The organism is Rhizobium sp. Nf11,1, from assembly GCF_050587665.1.
In the GTDB taxonomy this organism is placed as follows: Bacteria; Pseudomonadota; Alphaproteobacteria; order Rhizobiales; family Rhizobiaceae; genus Rhizobium.
The window spans coordinates 143,749-165,927 of the sequence record NZ_JBOBHU010000009.1; the positions used below are offsets into that span (position 1 = coordinate 143,749).

At 62.0% G+C, this 22,179-nt stretch carries 20 protein-coding genes; 5 read left to right on the forward strand and 15 right to left on the reverse strand.

All coding sequences use genetic code 11. The annotated features are described in order from the left end of the window. Positions 1-187 precede the first annotated feature (187 nt). Together ACQ7C1_RS15670 and ACQ7C1_RS15675 are read left to right on the forward strand one after the other, a co-directional pair. Entirely contained in the window at positions 188-3,481 is a 3,294-nt protein-coding gene (locus tag ACQ7C1_RS15670) for a GH36-type glycosyl hydrolase domain-containing protein (RefSeq protein ID WP_430958928.1), read from the forward strand. A 110-nt stretch (positions 3,482-3,591) separates the two neighbouring features. Then, entirely contained in the window at positions 3,592-4,365 is a 774-nt protein-coding gene (locus tag ACQ7C1_RS15675) for a hypothetical protein (RefSeq protein ID WP_430958929.1), read from the forward strand. A 62-nt stretch (positions 4,366-4,427) separates the two neighbouring features. On the opposite strand, the gene ACQ7C1_RS15680 is transcribed toward ACQ7C1_RS15675, so the two are convergent. The 5 genes from ACQ7C1_RS15680 to ACQ7C1_RS15700 form a co-directional block, all read right to left on the reverse strand. Continuing rightward, on the reverse strand, positions 4,428-5,174 hold the full coding sequence (locus tag ACQ7C1_RS15680; RefSeq protein WP_430958930.1) for a FadR/GntR family transcriptional regulator: 747 nt from the start codon (positions 5,172-5,174) through the stop codon (positions 4,428-4,430). Positions 5,175-5,299: 125 nt separating this feature from the next. Next, positions 5,300-6,064: a 2-dehydro-3-deoxy-D-gluconate 5-dehydrogenase KduD gene (gene kduD / locus ACQ7C1_RS15685; RefSeq protein ID WP_430958931.1), complete on the reverse strand. Its 765-nt coding sequence runs from the start codon at positions 6,062-6,064 to the stop codon at positions 5,300-5,302. Beyond that, complete coding sequence (gene kduI, locus ACQ7C1_RS15690; RefSeq protein WP_430958932.1) at positions 6,061-6,897, reverse strand: 5-dehydro-4-deoxy-D-glucuronate isomerase; 837 nt, start codon at positions 6,895-6,897, stop codon at positions 6,061-6,063. The genes kduD and kduI overlap by 4 nt, the downstream gene beginning before the upstream one ends. Positions 6,898-7,499: 602 nt before the next feature. Further along, entirely contained in the window at positions 7,500-7,646 is a 147-nt protein-coding gene (locus ACQ7C1_RS15695) for a DUF1127 domain-containing protein (RefSeq protein WP_085781186.1), read from the reverse strand. A 163-nt stretch (positions 7,647-7,809) separates the two neighbouring features. Next, positions 7,810-8,784 (reverse strand): 3'-5' exonuclease, encoded by a 975-nt coding sequence (locus ACQ7C1_RS15700; RefSeq protein ID WP_221156552.1) that lies wholly within the window; start codon positions 8,782-8,784, stop codon positions 7,810-7,812. Between the two features lie 117 nt (positions 8,785-8,901). Here ACQ7C1_RS15700 and ACQ7C1_RS15705 point away from each other — a divergent pair, with 117 nt between their 5' ends. Continuing rightward, on the forward strand, positions 8,902-10,170 hold the full coding sequence (locus tag ACQ7C1_RS15705) for a flavin monoamine oxidase family protein (RefSeq protein ID WP_430958933.1): 1,269 nt from the start codon (positions 8,902-8,904) through the stop codon (positions 10,168-10,170). Between the two features lie 209 nt (positions 10,171-10,379). Further along, positions 10,380-11,411, forward strand: coding sequence for an aldo/keto reductase (locus ACQ7C1_RS15710; protein WP_430958934.1), 1,032 nt, complete (start codon positions 10,380-10,382; stop codon positions 11,409-11,411). Between the two features lie 134 nt (positions 11,412-11,545). On the opposite strand, the gene minE is transcribed toward ACQ7C1_RS15710, so the two are convergent. The 10 genes from minE to ACQ7C1_RS15760 all read right to left on the reverse strand — a co-directional run bounded on the left by minE (position 11,546) and on the right by ACQ7C1_RS15760 (position 20,842). After that, positions 11,546-11,806, reverse strand: a complete 261-nt coding sequence (gene minE, locus ACQ7C1_RS15715; RefSeq protein ID WP_430958935.1) for a cell division topological specificity factor MinE — start codon at positions 11,804-11,806, stop codon at positions 11,546-11,548. Then, positions 11,803-12,618 carry a septum site-determining protein MinD gene (gene minD, locus ACQ7C1_RS15720; protein WP_430958936.1) on the reverse strand — a complete coding sequence of 272 codons (816 nt, stop codon included), beginning with the start codon at positions 12,616-12,618 and terminating at the stop codon, positions 11,803-11,805. Before minD ends, minE begins: the two co-directional genes overlap by 4 nt. A gap of 82 nt (positions 12,619-12,700) precedes the next feature. Further along, a complete protein-coding gene (gene minC, locus ACQ7C1_RS15725) occupies positions 12,701-13,423 on the reverse strand; it encodes a septum site-determining protein MinC (RefSeq protein ID WP_430958999.1) in 723 nt (240 codons plus the stop codon). Positions 13,424-13,678: 255 nt separating this feature from the next. After that, positions 13,679-14,563, reverse strand: coding sequence for a formyltetrahydrofolate deformylase (gene purU / locus ACQ7C1_RS15730; RefSeq protein WP_430958937.1), 885 nt, complete (start codon positions 14,561-14,563; stop codon positions 13,679-13,681). 89 nt (positions 14,564-14,652) lie between these two features. Beyond that, the gene (gene glnT, locus ACQ7C1_RS15735; protein ID WP_097598747.1) at positions 14,653-15,960 is read right to left on the reverse strand and encodes a type III glutamate--ammonia ligase; all 1,308 of its coding nucleotides are present in this window, start codon (positions 15,958-15,960) and stop codon (positions 14,653-14,655) included. A gap of 79 nt (positions 15,961-16,039) precedes the next feature. Further along, positions 16,040-17,368, reverse strand: coding sequence for an FMN-binding glutamate synthase family protein (locus tag ACQ7C1_RS15740; protein WP_285195083.1), 1,329 nt, complete (start codon positions 17,366-17,368; stop codon positions 16,040-16,042). 14 nt (positions 17,369-17,382) lie between these two features. Next, a complete protein-coding gene (locus ACQ7C1_RS15745; protein ID WP_183702062.1) occupies positions 17,383-18,069 on the reverse strand; it encodes a GXGXG domain-containing protein in 687 nt (228 codons plus the stop codon). Between the two features lie 56 nt (positions 18,070-18,125). Further along, complete coding sequence (locus ACQ7C1_RS15750) at positions 18,126-19,031, reverse strand: class II glutamine amidotransferase (RefSeq protein WP_183702065.1); 906 nt, start codon at positions 19,029-19,031, stop codon at positions 18,126-18,128. Between the two features lie 89 nt (positions 19,032-19,120). Further along, on the reverse strand, positions 19,121-19,804 hold the full coding sequence (locus ACQ7C1_RS15755) for a helix-turn-helix domain-containing protein (RefSeq protein ID WP_085781211.1): 684 nt from the start codon (positions 19,802-19,804) through the stop codon (positions 19,121-19,123). A gap of 78 nt (positions 19,805-19,882) precedes the next feature. Beyond that, a complete protein-coding gene (locus ACQ7C1_RS15760) occupies positions 19,883-20,842 on the reverse strand; it encodes a GlxA family transcriptional regulator (RefSeq protein WP_430958938.1) in 960 nt (319 codons plus the stop codon). Between the two features lie 86 nt (positions 20,843-20,928). Here ACQ7C1_RS15760 and ACQ7C1_RS15765 point away from each other — a divergent pair, with 86 nt between their 5' ends. After that, a complete protein-coding gene (locus tag ACQ7C1_RS15765; protein ID WP_430958939.1) occupies positions 20,929-22,179 on the forward strand; it encodes a sarcosine oxidase subunit beta family protein in 1,251 nt (416 codons plus the stop codon).

Consider the following 22,179-nt stretch of genomic DNA (forward strand, 5'->3'; position numbering starts at 1 on the left):
CCGTTATATTTTCGTTTTCTAATCCGCTCTGCCTGACTCTGTTCCGCTGTAGGCGAGTTTCGGTAGCACTTTGATGTGAGTTTATCAGCCGCGGCAACTTGTCGGTCTTCCCATCACCGGTAAGATTTCTCTCAATCTTTTTACGCCATCCTTTGATTCCCCTCTGATATCAATCGACGAGATCTCAATGGCCCTGAACCTCAAGCGCAGTTTGCAAATGCCACGACGCGAAGAGCTGGGTCTCCTTGCGATCAGCAACGGTTCCGGCCTGTCGATATCAGCTTTGCCGAACGGCACGCTGTTTGCCATCGAATATGCCGACGACAAGGGGGCGGTGCAGATCAATCAGATCCAGGGCTCGCCGCTCTACGGCGGCATCAGCCGCCTTTATCTGCGCATCGGCGGCGCCAAGCCTGATGTCGTCGAGATCGTCGGCCCTCGCGCCGATAGCCGCTTCGGGCACGATGCGACGAGCTTTTCCTGGAGGGGCAAGGCCGGCGATATCAGCTACACCGTCCGCCTCGAGCTTCATGCTTCCGAAACGGCCTGGTTCTGGCGCGTCTCGCTCAAGCATCCGAAGAAGGGAACGCTGCCGGTGGATCTGGTGCTCGTCCAGGACGTCGGTCTCGGCGATCGCGGCTTCCTGATGAACAGCGAGGCCTATGCTTCGCAATATGTCGATCACCATATCGCCGATCACGAGACATTCGGCCCGGTCGTCATGAACCGGCAAAATCTCAAGCAGTCGGGCGCCCGCAATCCCTGGCTCGTCCAGGGATGCTTCGATGGCGCGGCCGCCTACGCCACGGATGCGATCCAGCTGGTGCAGGCGAAGCACCGGCAGGGCGACCATCTGGTCGGGCCCTTCGGCAGCAGCCTTCCGGGCGAACGGCGGCAGCAGGAGACGGCATGTCCCGCCATTCAGTCGAGGCCGCTTTCCGTGTCAGCAGACGGCGCGACAGCCACCTTCGTTGCCCTGTTCGCCGCCGATCATCCCGAGGCCTCGAGCGATGCCGACCTTTCGCGGCTTGACGGTATCGCGGCACCGGAGAGTGCAATTGCCGATCCGGAGGGGGCCGCGGCCGTTCGCAGCCTGCTCCAGGATGCGCCCCTGCTGGAGGCCGAGGCGCTGGACCTGAAGGCGATCCGACAGCTCTATCCGGAGCGGAGCCTCGAAGAGCGCGCGCATGGAAAGCTTCTTTCATTTTTCGTGCCGGATGGCGTCCTCAACCGCCACGTCGTCCTGCGTGACAAGGAACTCATCGTCGCGCGGCGCCATGGCGCCATCGTGCGGAGCGGCCAAAACATGCTGCTCGACGATACCACCCTTGCCGCCAGCTGCTGGATGCAAGGAATTTTCGCCGCGCAGTTGACGATCGGCAATACGTCCTTCCACAAGCTCTTTTCGGTGTCGCGCGATCCCTACAATCTGACGCGCGCCAGCGGACTGCGCATCATGGCCGATCTCGGCGCGGGCTGGCGGCTTATGGCGGCGCCGTCGGCTTTCGAAATGGGACTGAGCGACTGCCGCTGGATCTATCAGTGCCCGGAGCGCAGGATCATCGTCACGGCGGTCGCTTCGGGCGAGGATGCGGCAATGCAGTGGAGCGTTTCCGTGGAGGGCAAGCCGTGCCGCTTCCTGGTGTTTGGCCATATCGTGCTCGGGGAGCGCGAATATGACGCTGGCGGGCAGATCGAATTCGATCCTGAGCGTAAACGCATCTCTTTCCGGCCGGACCCGGCCTGGCTCTGGGGCGAGCGTTATCCCGATGCCGTCTACTGGCTGGTGAGTCCGACACCCGACGCCATCGATGAGATCGGCGGCGACGAGCTCCTCTATGCCGATGGCGTTGCGCGCAACGGCGCGTTCATCGCACTCAAGTCCCGGCCGACGCGGGCGCTCTCCTTTGCCGTCGTCGGCTCGATGACCGATGCCGAAGAAGCCGAACGGCTGGCGCAGCGTTACGAGGGCGGCGTCACCAATGAGGCGATGCTTGCGCCGGCATCGGCATTCTGGCGCAACGCCGTGCGCGGCATGACGATCGACAGCTCTTCCCCCGATCTCGCTGCCCAGGCGACCCTCCTGCCCTGGCTCGCGCATGACGCCATCGTGCATCTGAGCGTGCCGCACGGCCTGGAGCAATACACCGGTGCTGCCTGGGGCACGCGCGACGCCTGCCAGGGACCGATCGAATTCCTGCTCGCCTATGAGCACGACCGTGAAGCCAGGGAGGTGGTGAAGACCGTCTTTAGCGAACAATATCTGGAAAAAGGCGACTGGCCGCAATGGTTCATGCTGGAGCCCTATGCCAACATCCGGGCGGGCGACAGTCACGGCGATGTCATCGTCTGGCCGTTGAAAGCGCTCTGCGACTATATCGAAGCGACCGGCGATCTCGCCATCCTCGACGAGAAGGTATCCTGGCGCGACGAAAAGACCATGCAGAAGGCGCCCGTGGCCGATGCCATCGCCACCCATGTCGAGAAGCTGCTCGAGACCGTCCGCACACAGTTCATCCCGGGAACGCATCTGATCCGCTATGGCGAGGGAGACTGGAACGATTCACTGCAGCCGGCCGATCCGCATCTGCGCGATTGGATGGTCAGCAGCTGGACAGTTGCTCTGCTTTATGAGCAGATCGTCCGGTATTCCGCCATTCTGCGCCGCCTCGGCCTTGATGATAAGGCCAGGGCGCTAAGGAAGATCGCAACCGCGATGCGCCGGGATTTCAACCGGCATCTCGTGCGTGACGGCGTCGTCGCCGGCTACGGCATCTTCGATCCGGCCCATGACGGCGTCGAATTGCTGCTGCATCCGAGTGACAAACGCACCGGCCTTTCCTTCTCGCTGATCTCGATGACGCAGGCGATGCTCGGCAAGCTGTTCACGCCGGCGCAGAGGCGGCATCACATGCGGCTGATCGAAGAGCACCTGCTCTTCCCCGATGGCGTGCGGCTGATGGAAAGGCCGGCGACCTATTCCGGCGGGCCCGAAACGCTGTTTCGCCGGGCCGAATCCTCGTCCTTCTTCGGCCGCGAGATCGGGCTGATGTATGTGCATGCGCATCTGCGCTATTGCGAAACGCTGGCGCTGGAGGCGGAAGCGGAAGAGCTGTGGAAGGCAATCGCCGTCGTCAATCCGATCGCCGTCACGACGGCCTTGCCGCATGCTTCACTGCGCCAGCGCAATACCTATTTCAGCAGCAGCGACGCGGCTTTCCCCGACCGTTATCAGGCGGCGGCGCAATGGGCGCGCGCCAAGACCGGAAAGATTGCCGTCGACGGCGGTTGGCGCATCTATTCGAGCGGACCTGGCCTCTACACCAGGAGTTTCGTCGAAAATATTCTCGGCTTCAAACGACGCTTCGGCAGGCGCAGGCGCACGCCGCTTCTGCCCGCGGCGCATGCCGCCGTCGATCTGCAGACGGATCACAGCGCCTGGCGGCGGTTGATGAAGCCGAAGACAAGGGGACACTATTGAGAAAGCCCTAAACAACGGCAAGAGAGAACGGCTGGAGAAAGTCCTATGTGGCCCGTGTTCCTCTCTGCAGGTCGAGGGATTCCGCGCCGCTCCGAGCAACAGGATTTCTTATGATAGGCAACTCCTCACAAAGCAAAATCCTAAAACACACCGCACGATCCGATGCAGAAAAAGCGCGTATTTGCGCCGCTAACAATGCAGACCTCTATCAGGCGGTTTTCCGTGCCCACGGACTGCCTGATCAACGAACCAGCGCGTTTTGGTCAAGCGACGCGATCGCACCGCCATACTATTCCAACATGACAACACTCGACCGGAATGCAACGGAGGAGCAACTGGTTGAAATCGGTCGGCTGACAGATCGGCTAGGAGGGCGCCCTGGTCTTAAAGACGGGTTTTCCAGACTCGACCTCGTCAACAAAGGGTTCCGGTTGTTGTTTTCCGCATCGTGGATTTGGGCTGAACCTCACAGAATTTCTGCGCCTGCGCCGCAAGATTGGGTACGCATTCGCGATGGGGCAGCCCTGCAGCGCTGGGAACATTCGTGGAAACAGTCAGGCAGCCCCACAGATGCCAAGGTCTTCACACTGGCTCTGCTTTTCGATCCCGACATCCATATCTACGGCCGATGCGCCGGCGGCGGCTTTGATGCGGGCTGCATCGTAAATCGATCACCCGAGGCTGTCGGGATCTCCAACATCTTTAGCTTGGCTGGCACGCCGCAGGTCTTCCGGGATGCCGTCTCGTTGGCCACTGTCGCCTTTTCACCCGAGCTGCCGCTTGTCGGATACGATCGTGATGAAGCACTAGACGCAATGACAAAACTGGGTTTCAAGCCGGTCGGCCAATTGCGGATTTGGCTATCTGATGAGGACGGCCTGTAACGCTTTTCTTCATTTGCGTTGTTCAGCGGGAAAATCACGCAAGGCCTTCAAGATGTGAACGTTCAGGACGGGCCAGTTGCGTCGCGCAGTTCTTCGAAGCGGGCGGCACTCTTCGACAGATGGCTGCGGATGGCGCGCCGCGCGGCAGGTTCGTTGCCGTCGCGGATCGCCGAGAAAATGGCGTGGTGTTCCCTGCGCATGCGAGCGGCATGGCGCTTGCGCTCCGCAGCCGTCATCTTGTCCAAACGCGCCCATTGCCGCGGCACCATGATATTCCCGAACGTATCGAAGAGGCGGCCGTAGTAGGAATTCTGCGTCGCGACCAGGATCGACCGGTGGAAGGCGTAATCCTCCTCTGCCCCGTATCCGCCCTCTTCGAGCGCCCTGTCCAGAGCATCGAGCCGGTCCTGCATCCGGTCGATATCTTCCTGCGTGCGCCGCAGCGCCGCAAGACCGGCCGCCTCGTATTCGACCCCCATGCGCAGCTCCAGCACCCGCAGAACCTCATCGATCGACTGCAGGTCATTCGGAATGATGGAGAAGGATCTCGGTGTCGGATCGTCCGAGACGAAAGCCCCGAGGCCCTGATGCGTTGTGATCAGTCCTTTGGCGCGCAGGGTGGCGAGTGCCTCGCGCACGATCGTGCGGCTGACGCCAGTCGCCGCCATGATCGCCTGTTCGGTGGGAAGGCGCTGGCCGGGCTTGAGGTCGCCGGACTCGATCTGCGCCGTCAGCGTATCGGCAAGGTTGCTGCGCAGGTTCGACGGCTGGCGAATGGTGCTGAAAAGCGCGTTGTCCTTGTCCGTCATTCCTTGTCGAATCCTGCCTGTCGGGCGGCTGCGCCGGCCGTTATGCTTTTGCTAGCGCATGCCGGCCGGAAAGGCAAAAGACGACGCGAGTCACGACAGCTGTGAACCGTGAGATGGCGAAGCGATCACCGCGCCAGCCAGCCACCGTCGACGGGCAGCACCGTCCCGTGCACGTAATCCGATGCGGGCGATGCCAGGAATACGGCAGCACCGCCAAGTTCGGACGGCGTTCCCCAGCGTCCCGCCGGAATACGGGCCAGGATGGCGGCGTTGCGATCGGGATCCTCACGCAGCGCCGTCGTGTTGTTGGTGACGAAGTAACCGGGCGCGATGGCATTGACGTTGACGCCTTTGCCGGCCCATTCGCAGGCGAGCAGCTTTGTCAGCCCGGCAAGGCCGCTTTTGGAGGCGGTATAGGAGGGGATGCGAATGCCGCCCTGGAAGGAGAGCAGCGAGGCGATGTTGATGATTTTGCCCCTGCCCTTCTCGACCATGTGGCGGCCGGCCGCCTGCGACAGGAAGAAGGCCGTCTTCAGATTGACGTCGATCACTGCGTCCCAATCTTCCTCGGTGAAGTCGAGCGCATCGGCACGGCGGATGATGCCGGCATTGTTGACGAGAATGTCGAGGCCGCCGAAGGTCTCGATGGTCTCGGCGACGATCCCCTTGACCGGCTCGATGGTGCCGAGATCAGCCTTGATGACGTGGAAGCGGCTTCCTGCCTGCTTCACCAGCGCCTCGGTTTCATCCATCGAGGAGCGGCCGACGGCAACGATCGACGCACCGGCCTCGGCCAGGGCGGCCGCGATCGCCTGGCCGATGCCGGTATTGGCGCCGGTGACGACGGCGGTCCTGCCGGAAAGGTCGAAGGGATTTGCCACGGCGCTCACCTCAGATCCGCGATGGCGATGTGATCCATGTCGGTGAAGCTCTTGTTGTCGCCGGCCATCGCCCAGATGAAGCTGTAGTTCTTGGTGCCGGCGCCCGAATGGATCGACCAGGGCGGCGAGATGACCGCCTGCTCGTTGGCGACAAGCATATGGCGGGTCTGCTGCGGTTCGCCCATGAAGTGGAAGACGCGCTGTTCGGCTTCGAGATCGAAATAGAGATAGGCTTCCATGCGCCGGTCATGCGTGTGGGCCGGCATGGTGTTCCAGACGCTGCCCGCCTCGATCATGGTGAAGCCGAGCGTGAGCTGGCAGGACTGGCAGACATCAGGGTGGATGAACTGATAGATCGACCGCTTGTTGGCCGTCGCAGCCTCGCCCGGCGTCAGGTGACGGGCCTTTTCGCGGGTGAGCAATACGGTCGGATGCGACTGATGCGCAGGCGTCGAGACCAGGTAGAATTTTGCCGGATTGGCGGCATCGGCGCTCTCGAACCTGATATCCTTGGCACCCTTGCCGGCATAAAGGCAATCATACTTGGCGAGGTCGTAGCTTGTGCCGTCGACGATGATGCGGCCGGCGCCGCCGATGTTCAGCGCACCAAGCTCACGTTCGGCGAGGAAGGTTTCCTGGCCGATCGCCGTCGGCGCCGTCAGCGTCAGCCCGGCGCCGAGCGGTGTGGCGCCGCCGATGACCATGCGGTCGTAATGGGAATAGGTGAGCCGGATCTCGCCGCCTTCGAAGATGGTTTCCACCAGAAAGTGACGCCGCAGCGTCTCCGTGTCAAAATTGCGCACGGCCTCGGGATGGGAGGCGTGCCTCACGTCGATCTGCATGTCAATTTTCCTTCAGCTTCGTTGTCGTCAGGCGTTGTCGCTCGCGGCGCCGTCTCGTCCGGCGTTTTCCGCTGCGGCGGTATCCATCCGGTTACATAGTTGTACGACAAGTTTGGTGTCAACAGCTTTGTCCGGCCTCGCTTGAGGAGACGCGATGCCGCAAGAACACCAAAGCAACTGGGTGGAGAGACTGCCGGAGATGATGGCGCCATGTCCAAGCGATGAGCGCAAACGGCCGTTCAAGGCGCGGTCGGCTATTCCCTTCGCCAAAACGAAAAAGCCTGCCGCGGGAGGAGGTGCGGCAGGCTTTCGGAAAAACCGAACGACAGCTGGGAGGAGGAGTGCTGTCGTTCCCACAGGCGACTCTGGGAGGAGGATGAGGCGCCTGCATCACCGAAGGGATGCGGGAGGAGGTGCATCGCTTCGATTGATATAATCATACTTATTTTCTGCTCAGATGATAGGCATTTCTTTGCAGGGCAGCTATGCGCTATGCGAAAAGCGGGCAGCTCGCCATCTGACGGGTAAGTGCAAAAAGCAAAGCGCCCGCTTGGGAGGAAGCAGGCGCTGGGCAAGTCTCGAAATGGTGGTCTGTCCGGCCGTTAGCGGGCGATGGCTGCGCGCGCAACGTTGCGGATGTCGCCGCGGCCGATGCCGAGGTCGTCCAGTTCGCGGTTGGACATACGGCCCAGTTCAGCGACCGTCTGACGGTACTTGCGCCAATTGTTGAAAGAGCGTGCTACGTTCATGATGATCCCCTTTCCGTGGGCTTTCGAAGCCTAGCTGCCAGTCCTTGGCGCTTTGGTTGCTTCGATGCGCTGTATATAATACGGGACCCTCGGTTGTTGCAGCGTCAATGCATCACTGCACCTATGCGATAACTGCATGGGTTCTACAGGGCAGCGGCCGACGTCAGGCTTTGAAGCGGTCGAAGGCCGTCAGCCGGACGAGCGGCGGATCGGCCTCCCACCGGTAGATTTCCGACCGCAGAAAGGAAAGCTCGTCACCGAGATCGTCTTCGCCGACTTCGATCCACCAGGATTTCAGGCGGCCATCGCTTCCGTCCGACCAGCGGTAGCCCCTTGCCTTCAGATGATCCTTCATCTCGAATGGGCTGTGTTCGGCAAAGATGCGGATGCGGCAGCGCTGGCTGGCGCGGTACAGCTCGGCGAAGGGGCTTTCACCGTCGCCTTGCTGTCGATCGAGAATCTCCAGGAGCGCATGGCAATCGTCCACCGCTCGGTGGCCTTCGTGGAAATAACCGGCCTGGCCGACGAGATAACCGAGCTTGGTGCCCTCGAAACCGCGGGCGCTCCAGTCGATCTCCGAAACCGAGCACGCCCAGGCCTTGCCGGCGAAAATGGGTGAGAAGGCCTCGCAGAACGGCCGGTCGAACCCGGCATTGTGGGCAATGATGAGGTCCGCCGGTTCGATCAGGGCACTCAGTGAGGCCATGTCGATGACCTGTCCTTCGACCATGGCCTCGGTAATTCCGGTCAGCCTGGTAATGTCGGGCGGGATCGGCCTGGAGGGCTGCTGCAGGCCGCCATAGATGCCGACCACATCGCCGACCGCGCCGTCATCGCTGAAGGTGAAGGCGACGGCGCCGATTTCGATGATCTCGTCGCTGCGGTGATTGAGGCCCGTTGTCTCGGTATCGAGGATGACGCCGAGCCGCGAAAATCCAGGCTGTCTCGCCACCGCGACCGGCCGGGCGGCGAGTTTCCTCAGGATCCGGTAATTGCCGCTCTCCTCGAGTGCGCGCGCCATGTCTTCAGCGGAGGGGGCCGGCGGTGACGGCCGCCGGCGCGATGGACCGCGTGCTTCGGCCATTGCGGGCGATGCCTTGGCAAACATGTCGAGTTGCGAATCTCTGTGCACGCTCATCGAACTTGTATGTCACGGAGGCGCGGGCGAATCCATCGCCCGCGGCGCGCTATGCCCAGCCCTTGCCTTTCATGGTCAGGAAAGTTTAGCTGAGGATCAGCGGCTGAAGGAGAATCCATGCCCCGTGACGACATCATGGACGCCGACGAAGACGTCGTCATCATCGGCGCCGGTGCTTCCGGTATTGCCGCTGCCCGCCGCCTGCTGGCAATTCGTCCCGGTCTTTCCGTCCTCATGCTCGAAGCCGGCAACCGTCTCGGTGGCCGGGCCTGGACGGTCGGGCTTCCCGGAACCGGCGATCTGGGTTTCGATCTCGGTTGCGGTTGGCTGCACGGGGCGCGAACCAATGCTTGGACGGCAATTGCCGGCGAGATCGGTCTGACGGTCGACCGCTCGCCCGCGCCCTGGAACGGCGGGCGGCGGCTTCAGCGGGACGATGCGGAGACCCACGCCGCGCAGCAGGCGATCGGCGCTTATTTCGAACGCCTCGAAAGCCATGAAGGCAACGATACCGACCTGGCAGCAAAGCTCCAGCCCGGCGGTCGCTGGAACGGCCAGATCCGGGCGATCGGCACTTACATCACCGGCGCAGAATTGGAGCGCTCGTCGATCGCCGACTACAACAGATATGATCCCGGCGCCGGCCCCGACTGGCGTGTGCGGCAGGGCTACGGAACATTGATCGCGCTTTATGGTGCGCCGCTCCGGACAAGGCTAGGCGTCGAAGCAAGAGGAGTCGACCACCGCCATGCCGGCCATATCGGCATCGAGACGAGCCAGGGAATGATCACCGCCCGGACTGTGCTCGTCACTGTTTCCACGAACGTGCTTGCCGCCGGCAAGATCGTCTTCGATCCTCCCTTGCCCGACAAGATCGAAGCGGCAGCTCGTTTGCCGCTGGGGCTTGCCGACAAGCTCTTCCTCGGCCTCGCCGATCCGGAGGCGCTGCCGGCGGATACTCATATGCTCGGCTCGACCAGTCGCAGTGCAACCGGCACCTATCAGCTGCGGCCGTTCGGCGCTCCCGTCGTCGAAGCCTATTTTGCCGGCGATCTCGCCCATGATCTGGAGCGAGCGGGAGCAGAGGCTGCCTTCTCCTTCGCCGCGGACGAGCTGGCGGCACAATTCGGCGCCGACATCCGCAAGCAGCTGTCGGTGGCGGCGGTCTCGGCTTGGGCCGCGACGCCTCATATCGGCGGTTCCTATTCCTATGCGGAACCCGGCGCCTCCGATCTGCGCGGGGTCCTTGCCGCACCGCATGACGGGCGGATTTTCTTTGCCGGCGAAGCCTGTTCGCGCGCCCGTTATTCGACGGCACATGGCGCCTATGAGACCGGTGTTGCCGCCGCCGATCTGATCGCTGCTCTGTTTCGGCAAAATCCGTAAACGTTGTCGGAAATATTTTTTCCCACTTGTCGCACGGGCGGGATTGGCTATTCTGCTCTCGCCCCCGCGCTACCCCAGCTTGGGGCGCTATACCTCATCCGGCGGCAGAGGCCGCTTCAAGCACGATATTGTCATTGATTGCAGGAGCCCCGGCTTCTACCCCGACGATTTTGCGCGTCGGCCGCGGGTATCCGCATGAGGAGGAAGACATGGATTATCGCAAGCTCGGTCCGAGCGGGACCGTCGTCACCGCCTATTGCCTCGGCACCATGACCTTTGGCGCGGAGGCCGACGAAGCGGCCTCGCACAAGCTGCTCGACGATTATTTCGCCTGGGGCGGCAATTTCATCGACACCGCCGACGTCTACAGTGCCGGCACGTCGGAAGAGATCATCGGCCGCTGGCTGAAGGCGCGCCCGACTGAGGCCCGCCAGGCGATCGTCGCCACCAAGGGGCGTTTTCCGATGGGCAACGGACCCAACGATATCGGCCTGTCGCGCCGGCATCTCGGCCAGGCGCTCGACGACTCGCTGCGCCGCCTCGGCCTCGAGCAGATCGACCTCTACCAGATGCATGCCTGGGACGCGCTGACGCCGATCGAAGAGACGCTGCGCTTCCTCGACGATGCGATTTCATCAGGCAAGATCGGCTATTACGGCTTCTCCAATTATGTCGGCTGGCATATCGCCAAGGCTTCGGAGATCGCCAAGGCGCGGGGTTATACCCGTCCGGTGACGCTGCAGCCGCAATACAGCCTGTTGGCGCGCGACATCGAGCTCGAAATCGTCGCGGCCTGCCAGGATGCCGGCATGGGTCTCTTGCCGTGGTCGCCGCTCGGCGGCGGCTGGCTGACCGGCAAATACAAGCGGGACGAGATGCCGACCGGCGCCACCCGCCTTGGCGAGAACCCCAATCGCGGTAGCGAATCATATGCGCCGCGCAACGCTCAGGAACGCACCTGGGCGATCATCGGCGCGGTCGAGGAGATCGCCAGAGCCCGCGGCGTCAGCATGGCGCAGGTGGCGCTCGCCTGGACGGCGGCGCAGCCGGCCGTGACCTCGGTCATCCTCGGCGCCCGCACCCCCGAACAGCTCGCCGACAATCTCGGCGCGATGAAGGTCGAACTCTCCAAGGAGGAGATGGCGAAGCTCAACGAGGTCAGCGCCCCGCAACCCCTGGACTATCCCTACGGCAAGGGCGGCATCAACCAGCGCCACCGCAAGATCGAAGGCGGCCGCTGAGTCTTTTCGCCGCGGCGTGACGAAGGTTGCCCGCTTCGCCAAAGGCGGACAGTTTTGCCGGCGCCCTCAATAGAAAAGCCGCCATGTTTGCCTGGCGGCTTTTCAGAAAGCAGGACTGGAAATTGTCGTCGTGCTCAGGCGGCCTGTACCGCTGCGTTCAGCGGAATTTCGACGTCGATCTCCAGGGTCGAGACAAACTCGTTGCGGTCGATCGTCACCTGTACCTTGTCGTGGTCGAGCTCGACGTGTTTGGCGATGACCGCAAGGATTTCCTCGCGCAACAGGGAGACCAGGTCCGATCCTGCCGACGAGCGCTCATGGGCGAGGAGCACCTGGAGGCGCTCGCGGGCGGCGGGTGCGGTGCGCTGTTTGTTGAAGAGACGGAAAATGCTCATGCCGCTCTCCTTCCGAAGATCTTGCCGAAGATATTCCGTTTTTCCTCGGGGACCGCAATCGGCAAGGTTTCGCCGGCGAGCCGGCGGGCGGCATCGAAATAAGCCATGGCGGCCGGGCTGCGGCTTTCCGCCAGCGTGACCGGTGCGCCGACGTTGGAGGCGCGCAGCACATCCATGCTCTCAGGCACAATGCCGAGAAGCGGGATGGACAGGATTTCCAGCACGTCGTCGACCTTGAGCATGTCGCCGCGCTCGGCGCGATTGACGTCGTAGCGGGTGAGCAGCAGGTGCTTTTCCATCCGCTCGCCGCGTTCGGCCTTGGCGGTCTTGGCATCGAGCAGGCCGATGATGCGATCGGAATCGCGCACCGACGAGACTTCCGGGTTGGTGACGACGACGGCAACGTCGGCATGGCGCATGGCAAGCGTTGCGCCGCGTTCGATGCCGGCCGGGCTGTCGCAGATGATCCAGTCGAAATAGCGCTTCAGGTCGTTGATGACGCGCTCGACGCCCTCGGCTGTCAGATTGTCCTTGTCGCGCGTCTGCGAGGCCGGCAGCAGGAACAGCGTTTCCAGCCGCTTGTCGCGGATCAGCGCCTGGGTGAGCTTGGCGTCTCCCTGAATGACGTTAATGAGGTCGTAGACGACGCGGCGCTCTGCGCCCATCACTAGGTCGAGATTGCGCAGGCCGACGTCGAAATCGACAACGACAACCTTTTCATTGCGTTGCGCCAGCGCCGCGCCCAATGCGGCGGTCGAGGTCGTCTTTCCAACCCCGCCCTTGCCTGACGTGACGACGATCACTTTCCCCATTTCTCTCTCCTTTGCCGTGGCCGCAGTAATTCAAAGTGCTACAGCGTCCTTTGCGCGTCTCTTAAGACGCGCGGCGCTGTCGTCAGATCAGTTTTTCCGCCATGATCGCATCCTCTTCGAGCCAGAGCTGAACAGCCTGTCCGCGAAGATTGGGGGCCATGTCTTCCGCCATTTTGTAGATGCCGTCGATTGCCACCAGCTCGGCCTCGAGCTTGCGGCAAAAGATCCGCGCCGATGCGTTTCCGACGGATCCCGCCATGGCTCGGCCGCGCAGTGCGCCGTAGATATGGACGGAGCCGCCGGCGATGACTTCGGCGCCCGAGGCGACCGAGCCGACGATGGTGACGTCGCCTTCCGGGAAGATCACCGATTGCCCCGAGCGCACGGGCTCCCGAATGACGATGGATTGGGTCGTTGCCGGGCGGGGCTCGGCCGCTGCCGGTTTGCCGGCCGGTCCCGCAGGCTCATTCGGCTGAACCTCGATATCGGAAGCGGAGCGGCCGCCTTTGAGTGCCGGAGGCATGCCTGCACCGAGAATGGAAGGCCGCGCCCCCTCGATGCCCATGATGCTGACATTGCGCTTGGCGAGCTCGGCGATGAGTTCCTTGAGCTGCGGCCGATCGATCTGCAGGTCCGTCACATCAAGTACGACGGGGCGTCCCAGGAAGAAACCAGCCGAACGGGAGGCCAGATCGTCGAGCCTTGCCAACCAATCATCGAAAGGAAGGTCGGGGGACAACATGACGGCCAGGAAGGAGCGGCCCTTGATGCGGATAGAGCGAGCGTCTGTTAGCACTTTGGTCATCTGTGTGAAGAAATCGTTGACCATGTCTACTGCTGACATGGTTAACAAATGGTTAACGCAGACGGGAAATTCCCTAACGAGACGCCAATCAATTCAGTCGATGATGAGACGCAAATACCGGAAAATAAATATTATTTCTGAAAGGTGAATATTCATCACATGTAATCGGAGCGAAGACCTGTCCCCACGATCGCAGCGGCGGAATCGATTAAGATTCGATTGATTTCTGGCGCCCGTCATCGACCCTCTGCCGACTCACCCCATGCGTTCTGAGGCGTAGCTTCCGGGGCTGGCAGGGAAGACGACGGTGCGGTTGCCGTTGATGAAGGTGCGGTGATGGATATGGGCGTGGATGGCGCGCGCCAGCACCTGGCTTTCGACGTCGCGGCCGATCGAGACATAGTCGTCGGGCGACTGCGCATGGGTGATGCGGGCGGTGTCCTGCTCGATGATCGGGCCTTCGTCGAGGTCGGCGGTGACGTAATGGGCGGTCGCGCCGATCAGCTTGACGCCGCGCTGATAGGCCTGCTTGTAGGGATTGGCGCCCTTGAAGCTCGGCAGAAAGGAGTGGTGGATGTTGATGATCTTGCCCGACATCTGCTTGCAGAGCTGGTCGGAGAGAACCTGCATGTAGCGGGCAAGCACGATCAGTTCGGTGCCGGTCTGCTCGACGAGGTCGACGAGCTGGGCTTCGGCCTGAACCTTGTTCTCCTTGGTCACCTTGATGCGGTGGAAGGGGATGTCGTGATTGACCACGACCTTCTGGTAGTCGAAATGGTTGGAGACGACGCCGACAATGTCGATCGGCAGGGCGCCGATCTTCCAGCGGTAGAGCAGGTCGTTGAGACAATGGCCGAAGCGCGACACCATCAACAGCACCTTCATGCGGCTCTCGCTGTCGTGGAAGTCGTATTCCATGGCGAAGGGCGCGGCGACGGCGGCAAAATCGGCGCTGATTGCGGAACCGGAAAGTCCTTCCTCGGAAATGAAGCTGACGCGCATGAAGAACCTGCCGGTATCGAGATCGTCGAACTGGCTGGAGTCGATGATGTTGCAACCCTTCTCGGCCAGATAGCTCGAAATCGCTGCAACGATGCCGCGCGTCGACTTGCAGGATACGGTAAGTATGAAGCTCTTCATGCTGTCTCTTCCTTCGCCCTTTCAGGTACAGAGAGTCCGGTCATGCCGAGCTGTCCAACCCGGCATGGCGAAGACGTCGGTCCGGCTGCTCAGATGTCGAGCGTGCTGTCGCGTTCCCACTGGGTGAAATGCGAGCAGTAGGCATTCCATTCCAGGTGCTTGAGCTTGAGATAGGCGGAGGAAAACTCAGCCCCGATTGCCGCCTTCAAGCCCTCGTCGGCATCAAAGGCGCGCAGCGCATCGAGAAGGTTGAGCGGCAGGCGCGGCGCATCCTTCACCAGGTGGCCCTCGGCATACATATCGATATCATAATGCTGGCCTGGGTCCGCCTGGCTGCGGATGCCGTCGAGGCCGGCCGCAATGATGATCGCCTGTAGGAGGTATGGATTGACCGCGCCGTCCGGCAGGCGCAGCTCGAAGCGCCCTGGTCCCGGCACGCGCACCATGTGAGTGCGGTTGTTGCCCGTCCACGTCACGGTGTTCGGCGACCATGTCGCGCCCGAGGTGGTGCGCGGCGCGTTGATGCGCTTGTAGGAATTGACCGTCGGATTGGTGATCGCGGCCAGCGCCGAGGCATGCTTCATGATGCCGCCGAGGAAGGTTTTACCCTGAGCCGACAGCCCAAAGGCCATTTCCTTGTCCGCGAAGGCGTTTACCCTGCCATCGACGTCCCAGACCGAGATGTGCGCATGGCATCCGTTTCCGGTCAGGCCTTTGAAGGGCTTCGGCATGAAGGTGGCGCGAAGGCCGTGCTTTTCGGCGACCGATTTGACCATGAATTTGAAGAAAGAGTGCTTGTCAGCGGTCTTCAGGACATCGTCATATTCCCAGTTCATCTCGAACTGGCCGTTCGCATCCTCGTGGTCGTTCTGATAGGGCTTCCAGCCGAGTTCCAGCATATAGTCGCAGATCTCGGCGATGACATCGTATCGACGCATCACGGCCTGCTGGTCGTAGCAAGGCTTCTCGGCGGTATCGAACTGGTCTGAAATCACCGAACCGTCAGCAGAGATGAGAAAGAATTCGGGCTCCACGCCGGTCTTTACCCGAAGTCCTTCCTTCGCAGCTTCAGCCACCAGTCTTTTCAGCACGACACGCGGTGCCTGTTCGACAGGCCGTTCGTCCATGACGCAGTCGGCGGCGACCCATGCGACGTCCTTCTTCCAGGGCAATTGGATGACGGAGGAAGGATCGGGAACAGCAAACAGGTCCGGATGGGCCGGCGTCAGATCGAGCCAGGTTGCAAAGCCTGCAAAACCGGCGCCATCCTTCTGCATGTCGGCGATGGCTTCCGCGGGGACCAGCTTGGCGCGTTGACCGCCGAACAGGTCGGTATAGCTGATCATGAAATATTTGATGCCTTTGTCTCTCGCAAAAGCAGCAAGGTCCAGTGTCATTCTCGTTCCCCTTTGGATTTCTTCGAGACACTTTGGTTATGGATATGAGACGGCCGGGATATTGCCCGGCCGGTAGAAATCAGAAGCCTCCCTTGCCAGGGATCCAGTTGGTACCGGCGAGCGGCACCTGCGCCATGGCCGATGCCTCGATCGTCAATGCAACGAGGTCTTCCGGCTCGAGATTGTGCAGGTGGTTCTTACCACAGGCGCGTGCTATCGTCTGAGCCTCGAGCGTCATGACCTTGAGGTAGTTGGCGAGGCGGCGGCCGGCCGCAACCGGGTCGAGGCGTTGTGCCAGTTCTGGGTCCTGGGTGGTGATGCCCGCCGGATCCTTGCCTTCATGCCAATCGTCATAGGCGCCGGCCGTGGTGCCGAGCTTCTGATATTCCTCTTCCCAGCGTGGATCGTTGTCGCCGATGGCGACGAGCGCCGCCGTGCCGATCGCGACCGCGTCGGCGCCTAGCGCCAGCGCCTTCGCCACGTCGGCGCCCGAGCGGATGCCACCCGAAATGATCAGCTGCACCTTTCGGTGCATGCCGAGATCCTGCAGCGCCTGGACGGCCGGACGTATGCAGGCGAGCGTCGGCATGCCGACATTTTCGATGAAGACATCCTGGGTCGCCGCAGTGCCGCCCTGCATACCATCGAGCACCACGACGTCGGCGCCGGCCTTCACGGCAAGAGCGGTGTCGTAGTAGGGACGTGCGCCGCCGACCTTGACGTAGATCGGCTTTTCCCAGTCGGTGATCTCGCGCAACTCCATGATCTTGATTTCAAGATCGTCGGGTCCGGTCCAGTCCGGATGGCGGCAGGCCGAACGCTGGTCGATGCCCTTCGGCAGGTTGCGCATATTGGCGACGCGGTCGGAGATCTTCTGGCCGAGCAGCATGCCGCCGCCGCCGGGCTTGGCGCCCTGGCCGACGACGACTTCGATTGCGTCGGCGCGGCGCAGGTCCTTCGGGTTCATGCCGTAGCGCGACGGTAGATATTGGTAGACCAGCGTCTGCGAATGACCGCGTTCCTCATCCGTCATGCCGCCGTCGCCTGTTGTGGTCGACGTGCCTGCGATCGTCGCACCCCGGCCGAGCGCTTCCTTGGCGTTGCCGGAAAGCGCGCCGAAACTCATGCCGGCGATGGTGATCGGCGTCTTGAGCGTGATCGGCTTCTTGGCGAAGCGCGAGCCGAGCACCACTGTCGTATCGCACTTCTCGCGGTAGCCTTCGAGCGGATAGCGCGAGATGGAGGCGCCGAGAAACAGCAGATCGTCGAAATGCGGAACCTTGCGTTTGGTGCCGGCGCCGCGGATGTCATAGATGCCGGTGGCGGCCGCGCGGCGGATTTCGGCGAGCGTATAGTCGTCGAAAGTCGCGGACTTGCGTGGCGGGGTATAGGGGTTGTGATAGCTCATGAGTGTCCCTCGCCTCAGTACGCGTCTGCGTTGTCGATGTTGAAATTGTAGAGCTTGCGGGCGGAGCCGTAGCGTTTGAACTCTTCAGGTCTGACGTCCGTCACGCCTGCCTTGTCGAGCAGTTCGGCAAGCTTTTCCAGATGCTCCGGCCGCATCTCTTTCTCGATACAGTCGGAGCCGAGGCTCTTGACCTCACCGCGGACGAACAGCTTGGCTTCGTAGAGCGAATCCCCGAGCGCATCGCCAGCGTCGCCAAGTACGACGAGATGGCCGGACTGACCCATGAAGGCCGACATGTGGCCGATGCTGCCGTGTACAACGATGTCGATGCCCTTCATCGAAATGCCGCAGCGCGAGGCGGCATTGCCCTTGATGACGAGCAGGCCACCCCGGCCGGTCGCGCCGGCATACTGGCTGGCGTCGCCCTCGATGACGACGGTGCCGGACATCATGTTTTCGGCAACACCCGGTCCAGCCGAGCCATGAACCGTAATCTTGCCGCCGTCATTCATGCCGGCGCAGTAATAGCCGACAGATCCCCTGACAGCGACCGTCACCGGGCTGTCGATCCCGACGGCGACGGCATGGCTGCCGCGCGGGTTGATGACCTCGAATTCAGTGTCGTTGGCACCTTTGGAGAGAGCGTGTAGCGCGCTGTTCAATTCGCGAAGAGGCGTGTTGGAAAGATCGAATGTCGGCATTGAATCCTCATTGGTCCGGGAGACGGTCCGCGCCGCCTCTTGGCTTTCAGCGCGCCTCAGGCCGCCTTGTCGTGATCCCAGAAGTAGACAGTTGCTGGCTCCGGCTCCCAGACGCGGGCATTCTCGATCCCGGGAAGATTGACCAGCGCGCGGTATTCCGAACCGAAGGCGACATACTGGTCGGTCTCGGCCATGACGGCGGGCTTGCAGGCGATCGGGTCGCGCACCACGCCGAAGCCGGACTTGGTGCCGACGACGAAGGTGAAGAAACCGTCGAGATCGTCGAGCGCACCGGTCAGCGCCTGGCCGAGATCCTTGCCCTTGGCCATTTCGGCCGTCAGATAGGCGGCGGCGACTTCGGAATCATTCTGCGTCTCGAAGGTCATGCCTTCGCGCGCCAGTTCGCGGCGCAGGTTGTTGTGGTTGGACAGCGAGCCATTGTGCACGAGGCACTGGTCGGCGCCGGTCGAGAACGGATGGGCGCCGAGTGTGGTGACGGCGGATTCCGTCGCCATGCGGGTATGGCCGATGCCGTGGGTTCCGCTCATCGCGCGGACGCCGAACCGCGCCACGACGTCCTTTGGGAGACCGATTTCCTTGTAGATCTCGACGCTCTCACCCGAGCCCATAAGACGGACTGCCGGGCGAATCCGTTCGAGCGCCTCGCGCACTGCTCCAAGCTTGCAGGCATCAAGCTCAATGACCGCGTGCGTGCTCTTGATCCACACATGGGCCTTGATGCCGGCTGCCTCGAGGTCAGTGGCGAGGCCCTCGAAGTCCGCGCCTGGATTGCTGGACTGGATAGTGATTTTCGCCTTGCCCTCTGCGGAGCCGCCATAGATCGCGATACCGGCCGAGTCCGGCCCGCGATCCGTCATGGTGATCAGCATATCCGAAAGCAGGTTTCCGAGCTGAGGCTCAAGGCTTTTGTCCTTGAGGAACAATCCAACAATGCCGCACATCGCCTGTGCCTCCTTTCATGTTGAGAAAGGAATAGCAGGTCTATGTATGGACTTCAACTGGTAGGAATAAACTTTTCTTCTAAGGCAAGTCAGCTTCGCGAGTTCTGCTGGGGATAGCTGATAATCGAGAGGTACCTGCTCGGCAGTTTTACCAGTTGCTCCGGCCCATGCGGCGCATCGGCGTCGAAGAACAGGCTGTCGCCCGGCTGCATCTGGAAAAGCTGGTCGCCGTGGCGGTAGATGACCTCGCCTTCGAGCATGTAGAGAAACTCCATGCCCTCATGCTGGAAGGTCGGGAAAACATCGGAATCGGCCGTCAGCGTGATGAGATAAGGCTCGACGATGACGCCGCTGGTGTTGTTGTCGATATGGCCGAGCAGATTATATTGATGGCCGGCGCGGGTGCCGCGCCGTTCCAGCTCGACGCCCTGCCCCGCTTTGACGAAGACGGCATTGCGCGGCTCCTCGTAGCGGCGAAAAAAGGCCGTCAGCGGCACGCCGAGCGCCCTCGACAATGACTGCAGCGTCGTCAGCGACGGCGAGATGTTGCCGTTCTCGATCTTCGACAGCATGCCGAGCGAAATGCCGGTCGCAGCCGCGAGATCGGTGACGGTGATGCCGAGTTTCTTGCGGTAGGCCCGCACCTCATGGCCGATCGCCATTTCGAGGTTGTTTTCCTTCGGTTCCCGAACGGCGTGCGGGTCCTGGGAAAAGGGGGTGCGTCCGCCCTGCGCCTGTTCCGGTTGGTCTGCCGCTTCACCTTTGGCTTTCATCGGATTTACTGCTGCCTTCTCTTTTGGGTCAAGGCAACGCTATCGCCATAGTGAAAATTTCTCAACCGTGAAGAAAACTTATTCCCGCCGCGCCTCTCGCGGGGCGATGCCGTAGACGACACGGAACATCCGGGAAAAATGGCTGAGGCTGGAAAAACCGGTGGCAACAGCGATCTCCGAGACGGAAAGCGGGCTCTGCTTCAGCAGGCGATGGGCATGCTGAAGCCTGATCCTGCGGTATTGATCGAGGAAGCTGGTGGCGAGATGGGCCGCAAAGAGCCGGTCGAGATGGCGGGTGGTGACACCGGCGATCCGCGCCATGGCGGCGCGCTCGAGCGGCATCTCGATCGTCTCCTCCATCCGTTCGAGAACATTAAGCAGGCCAGCGTGGTGGACACCGTATCGCTCGGCGAGAGACGCACGCTGCGGAGCAGCGGGTTCGTTGACCTCGGTGTGAAGATACCAGTCGCTGACCCGGCGGGCGAAATCCGGCCCCATCCGCTCGGCGATCAGCACATGCATCATGTCAAGTGGAGCGATACCGCCGCCGCAGGTGATCCTGTTGCCGTCGATCACGAAGCGCGCCTGGCGCGGCGTGAGATCCGGGAAGGCTTCGAGAAGGGCGGCCGCATGCTCCCAATGGATAGTGAAGTCGCGGCCCCCAAGCAGTCCGGCGGCGGCCATCAGATAGGGGCCGCCGGAAATGCCGCCGATCCGCATGCCTTCGCGCGACAACTGCCTCAGGCAGGCAAGCACGCCAGGATATCGCCAATCCCGAGGCAAGCCGCCGGCGCAGACGAAGGCGGTACTAAGGCCCGATCCCCTCATGGGAAGGGGATCGGCGGGCACGCTGACGCCGGAGGAGGAAAGGGCCGGCGCGCCATCCGGCGAATAGGTGGAGACACGATAGATCTCGCGGCCAGCCAGCAGATTTGCCGCCCGCAGCGGCTCCGTCGCCGAGGCATAGGACATCAGCGCAAATCCCGGAATCAGGATGAAGCCGATCGTCTGAACATTTCTGCCATCAAGTGAGGACATGTCCCTTTCTTAGCGACATATGTCCGTTTTGTGCAAGTCTCGTCGATTCTTTCTGGCATCATGCAGCTGTTCTTTCCGGGTGACCCATGCGCTATTTCGCTCTTTCGATTCTTCTGAACGGCCTTCGCGGCAACAAGGGCTGGGCGCCCGCCTGGCGCGATCCGGCGCCGAAGCCGCATTACGACGTCGTCATCGTTGGTGGCGGCGGTCATGGTCTGGCCACTGCCTATTATCTTGCCAAGGAGTTCGGCATCACCAATGTCGCCGTCCTGGAAAAGAGCTATCTCGGCTCCGGCAATATCGGCAGGAACACCACGATCATCCGTTCCAACTACCTGCTGCCTGGCAACAATCCCTTCTACGAACTGTCGATGAAGCTTTGGGAAGGGCTGGAGCAGGACTTCAACTTCAACGCCATGGTCTCGCAGCGCGGCGTGTTGAACCTCTTCCATTCCGACGCGCAGCGTGACGCCTATACGCGCCGCGGCAACGCCATGCGGCTGCACGGCGTCGATGCCGAGCTGCTCGACCGGCAGGCGGTGCGCCGAAAATTGCCCTTCCTCGATTTCGACAATGCCCGTTTCCCCATTATGGGCGGCCTGTTCCAGCCGCGCGGCGGCACGGTGCGCCATGATGCCGTCGCCTGGGGTTATGCCCGCGGCGCAGACAGCCGCGGCGTCGATATCATCACCCAGTGCGAGGTGACCGGCATCCGCCGCGAAAACGGCCGGGTGACCGGCGTCGAGACCAGCAGGGGCTTCATCGGCTGCGGCAAGCTGGCGCTGGCGGCGGCCGGCAATTCCACCGTGGTCGCCGATATGGCCGGCCTTCGCCTGCCGATCGAAAGCCATGTGCTGCAGGCCTTCGTCTCCGAAGGGCTGAAACCCTTCATCGACAATGTCGTCACTTTCGGGGCCGGTCATTTCTACGTCTCCCAGTCCGACAAGGGCGGCCTCGTCTTCGGCGGCGACATCGACGGCTATAATTCCTATGCGCAGCGCGGCAATCTCGCTTCGGTCGAGCATGTCGCCGAAGCCGGGGTCGCGATGATCCCGTCGCTGTCGCGCGTGCGTTATCTCCGCTCCTGGGGCGGGGTGATGGATATGAGCATGGACGGCTCGCCGATCATCGACCGCACCCATATCGACAATCTCTACCTCAATAGCGGCTGGTGTTACGGCGGCTTCAAGGCCACGCCCGCCTCCGGCTTCTGTTACGCCCATCTGATCGCCCGCAACACGCCGCACCAGACGGCACGTGCCTTCCGGCTCGACCGTTTCGCGCGCGGCTATCAGATCGACGAAAAGGGCGTCGGCGCCCAGCCCAACCTGCACTGA

Excerpts from the sequence above, each read along its gene's own strand:
- minD (WP_430958936.1), bottom strand. The coding sequence starts at position 12,618 with ATGGGGAAAGTGATCGTCGTCACGTCAGGCAAGGGCGGGGTTGGAAAG.
- ACQ7C1_RS15670 (WP_430958928.1), top strand. The coding sequence starts at position 188 with ATGGCCCTGAACCTCAAGCGCAGTTTGCAAATGCCACGACGCGAAGAG.
- ACQ7C1_RS15680 (WP_430958930.1), bottom strand. The coding sequence starts at position 5,174 with ATGACGGACAAGGACAACGCGCTTTTCAGCACCATTCGCCAGCCGTCG.
- ACQ7C1_RS15695 (WP_085781186.1), bottom strand. The coding sequence starts at position 7,646 with ATGAACGTAGCACGCTCTTTCAACAATTGGCGCAAGTACCGTCAGACG.
- ACQ7C1_RS15755 (WP_085781211.1), bottom strand. The coding sequence starts at position 19,804 with ATGAAAGCCAAAGGTGAAGCGGCAGACCAACCGGAACAGGCGCAGGGC.
- minC (WP_430958999.1), bottom strand. The coding sequence starts at position 13,423 with ATGACCAAAGTGCTAACAGACGCTCGCTCTATCCGCATCAAGGGCCGC.
- minE (WP_430958935.1), bottom strand. The coding sequence starts at position 11,806 with ATGAGCATTTTCCGTCTCTTCAACAAACAGCGCACCGCACCCGCCGCC.
- ACQ7C1_RS15675 (WP_430958929.1), top strand. The coding sequence starts at position 3,592 with ATGATAGGCAACTCCTCACAAAGCAAAATCCTAAAACACACCGCACGA.
- ACQ7C1_RS15705 (WP_430958933.1), top strand. The coding sequence starts at position 8,902 with ATGCCCCGTGACGACATCATGGACGCCGACGAAGACGTCGTCATCATC.
- ACQ7C1_RS15710 (WP_430958934.1), top strand. The coding sequence starts at position 10,380 with ATGGATTATCGCAAGCTCGGTCCGAGCGGGACCGTCGTCACCGCCTAT.
- ACQ7C1_RS15765 (WP_430958939.1), top strand. The coding sequence starts at position 20,929 with ATGCGCTATTTCGCTCTTTCGATTCTTCTGAACGGCCTTCGCGGCAAC.
- ACQ7C1_RS15745 (WP_183702062.1), bottom strand. The coding sequence starts at position 18,069 with ATGCCGACATTCGATCTTTCCAACACGCCTCTTCGCGAATTGAACAGC.
- kduI (WP_430958932.1), bottom strand. The coding sequence starts at position 6,897 with ATGCAGATCGACGTGAGGCACGCCTCCCATCCCGAGGCCGTGCGCAAT.
- ACQ7C1_RS15760 (WP_430958938.1), bottom strand. The coding sequence starts at position 20,842 with ATGTCCTCACTTGATGGCAGAAATGTTCAGACGATCGGCTTCATCCTG.
- ACQ7C1_RS15700 (WP_221156552.1), bottom strand. The coding sequence starts at position 8,784 with ATGAGCGTGCACAGAGATTCGCAACTCGACATGTTTGCCAAGGCATCG.
- glnT (WP_097598747.1), bottom strand. The coding sequence starts at position 15,960 with ATGACACTGGACCTTGCTGCTTTTGCGAGAGACAAAGGCATCAAATAT.
- ACQ7C1_RS15740 (WP_285195083.1), bottom strand. The coding sequence starts at position 17,368 with ATGAGCTATCACAACCCCTATACCCCGCCACGCAAGTCCGCGACTTTC.
- purU (WP_430958937.1), bottom strand. The coding sequence starts at position 14,563 with ATGAAGAGCTTCATACTTACCGTATCCTGCAAGTCGACGCGCGGCATC.
- ACQ7C1_RS15750 (WP_183702065.1), bottom strand. The coding sequence starts at position 19,031 with ATGTGCGGCATTGTTGGATTGTTCCTCAAGGACAAAAGCCTTGAGCCT.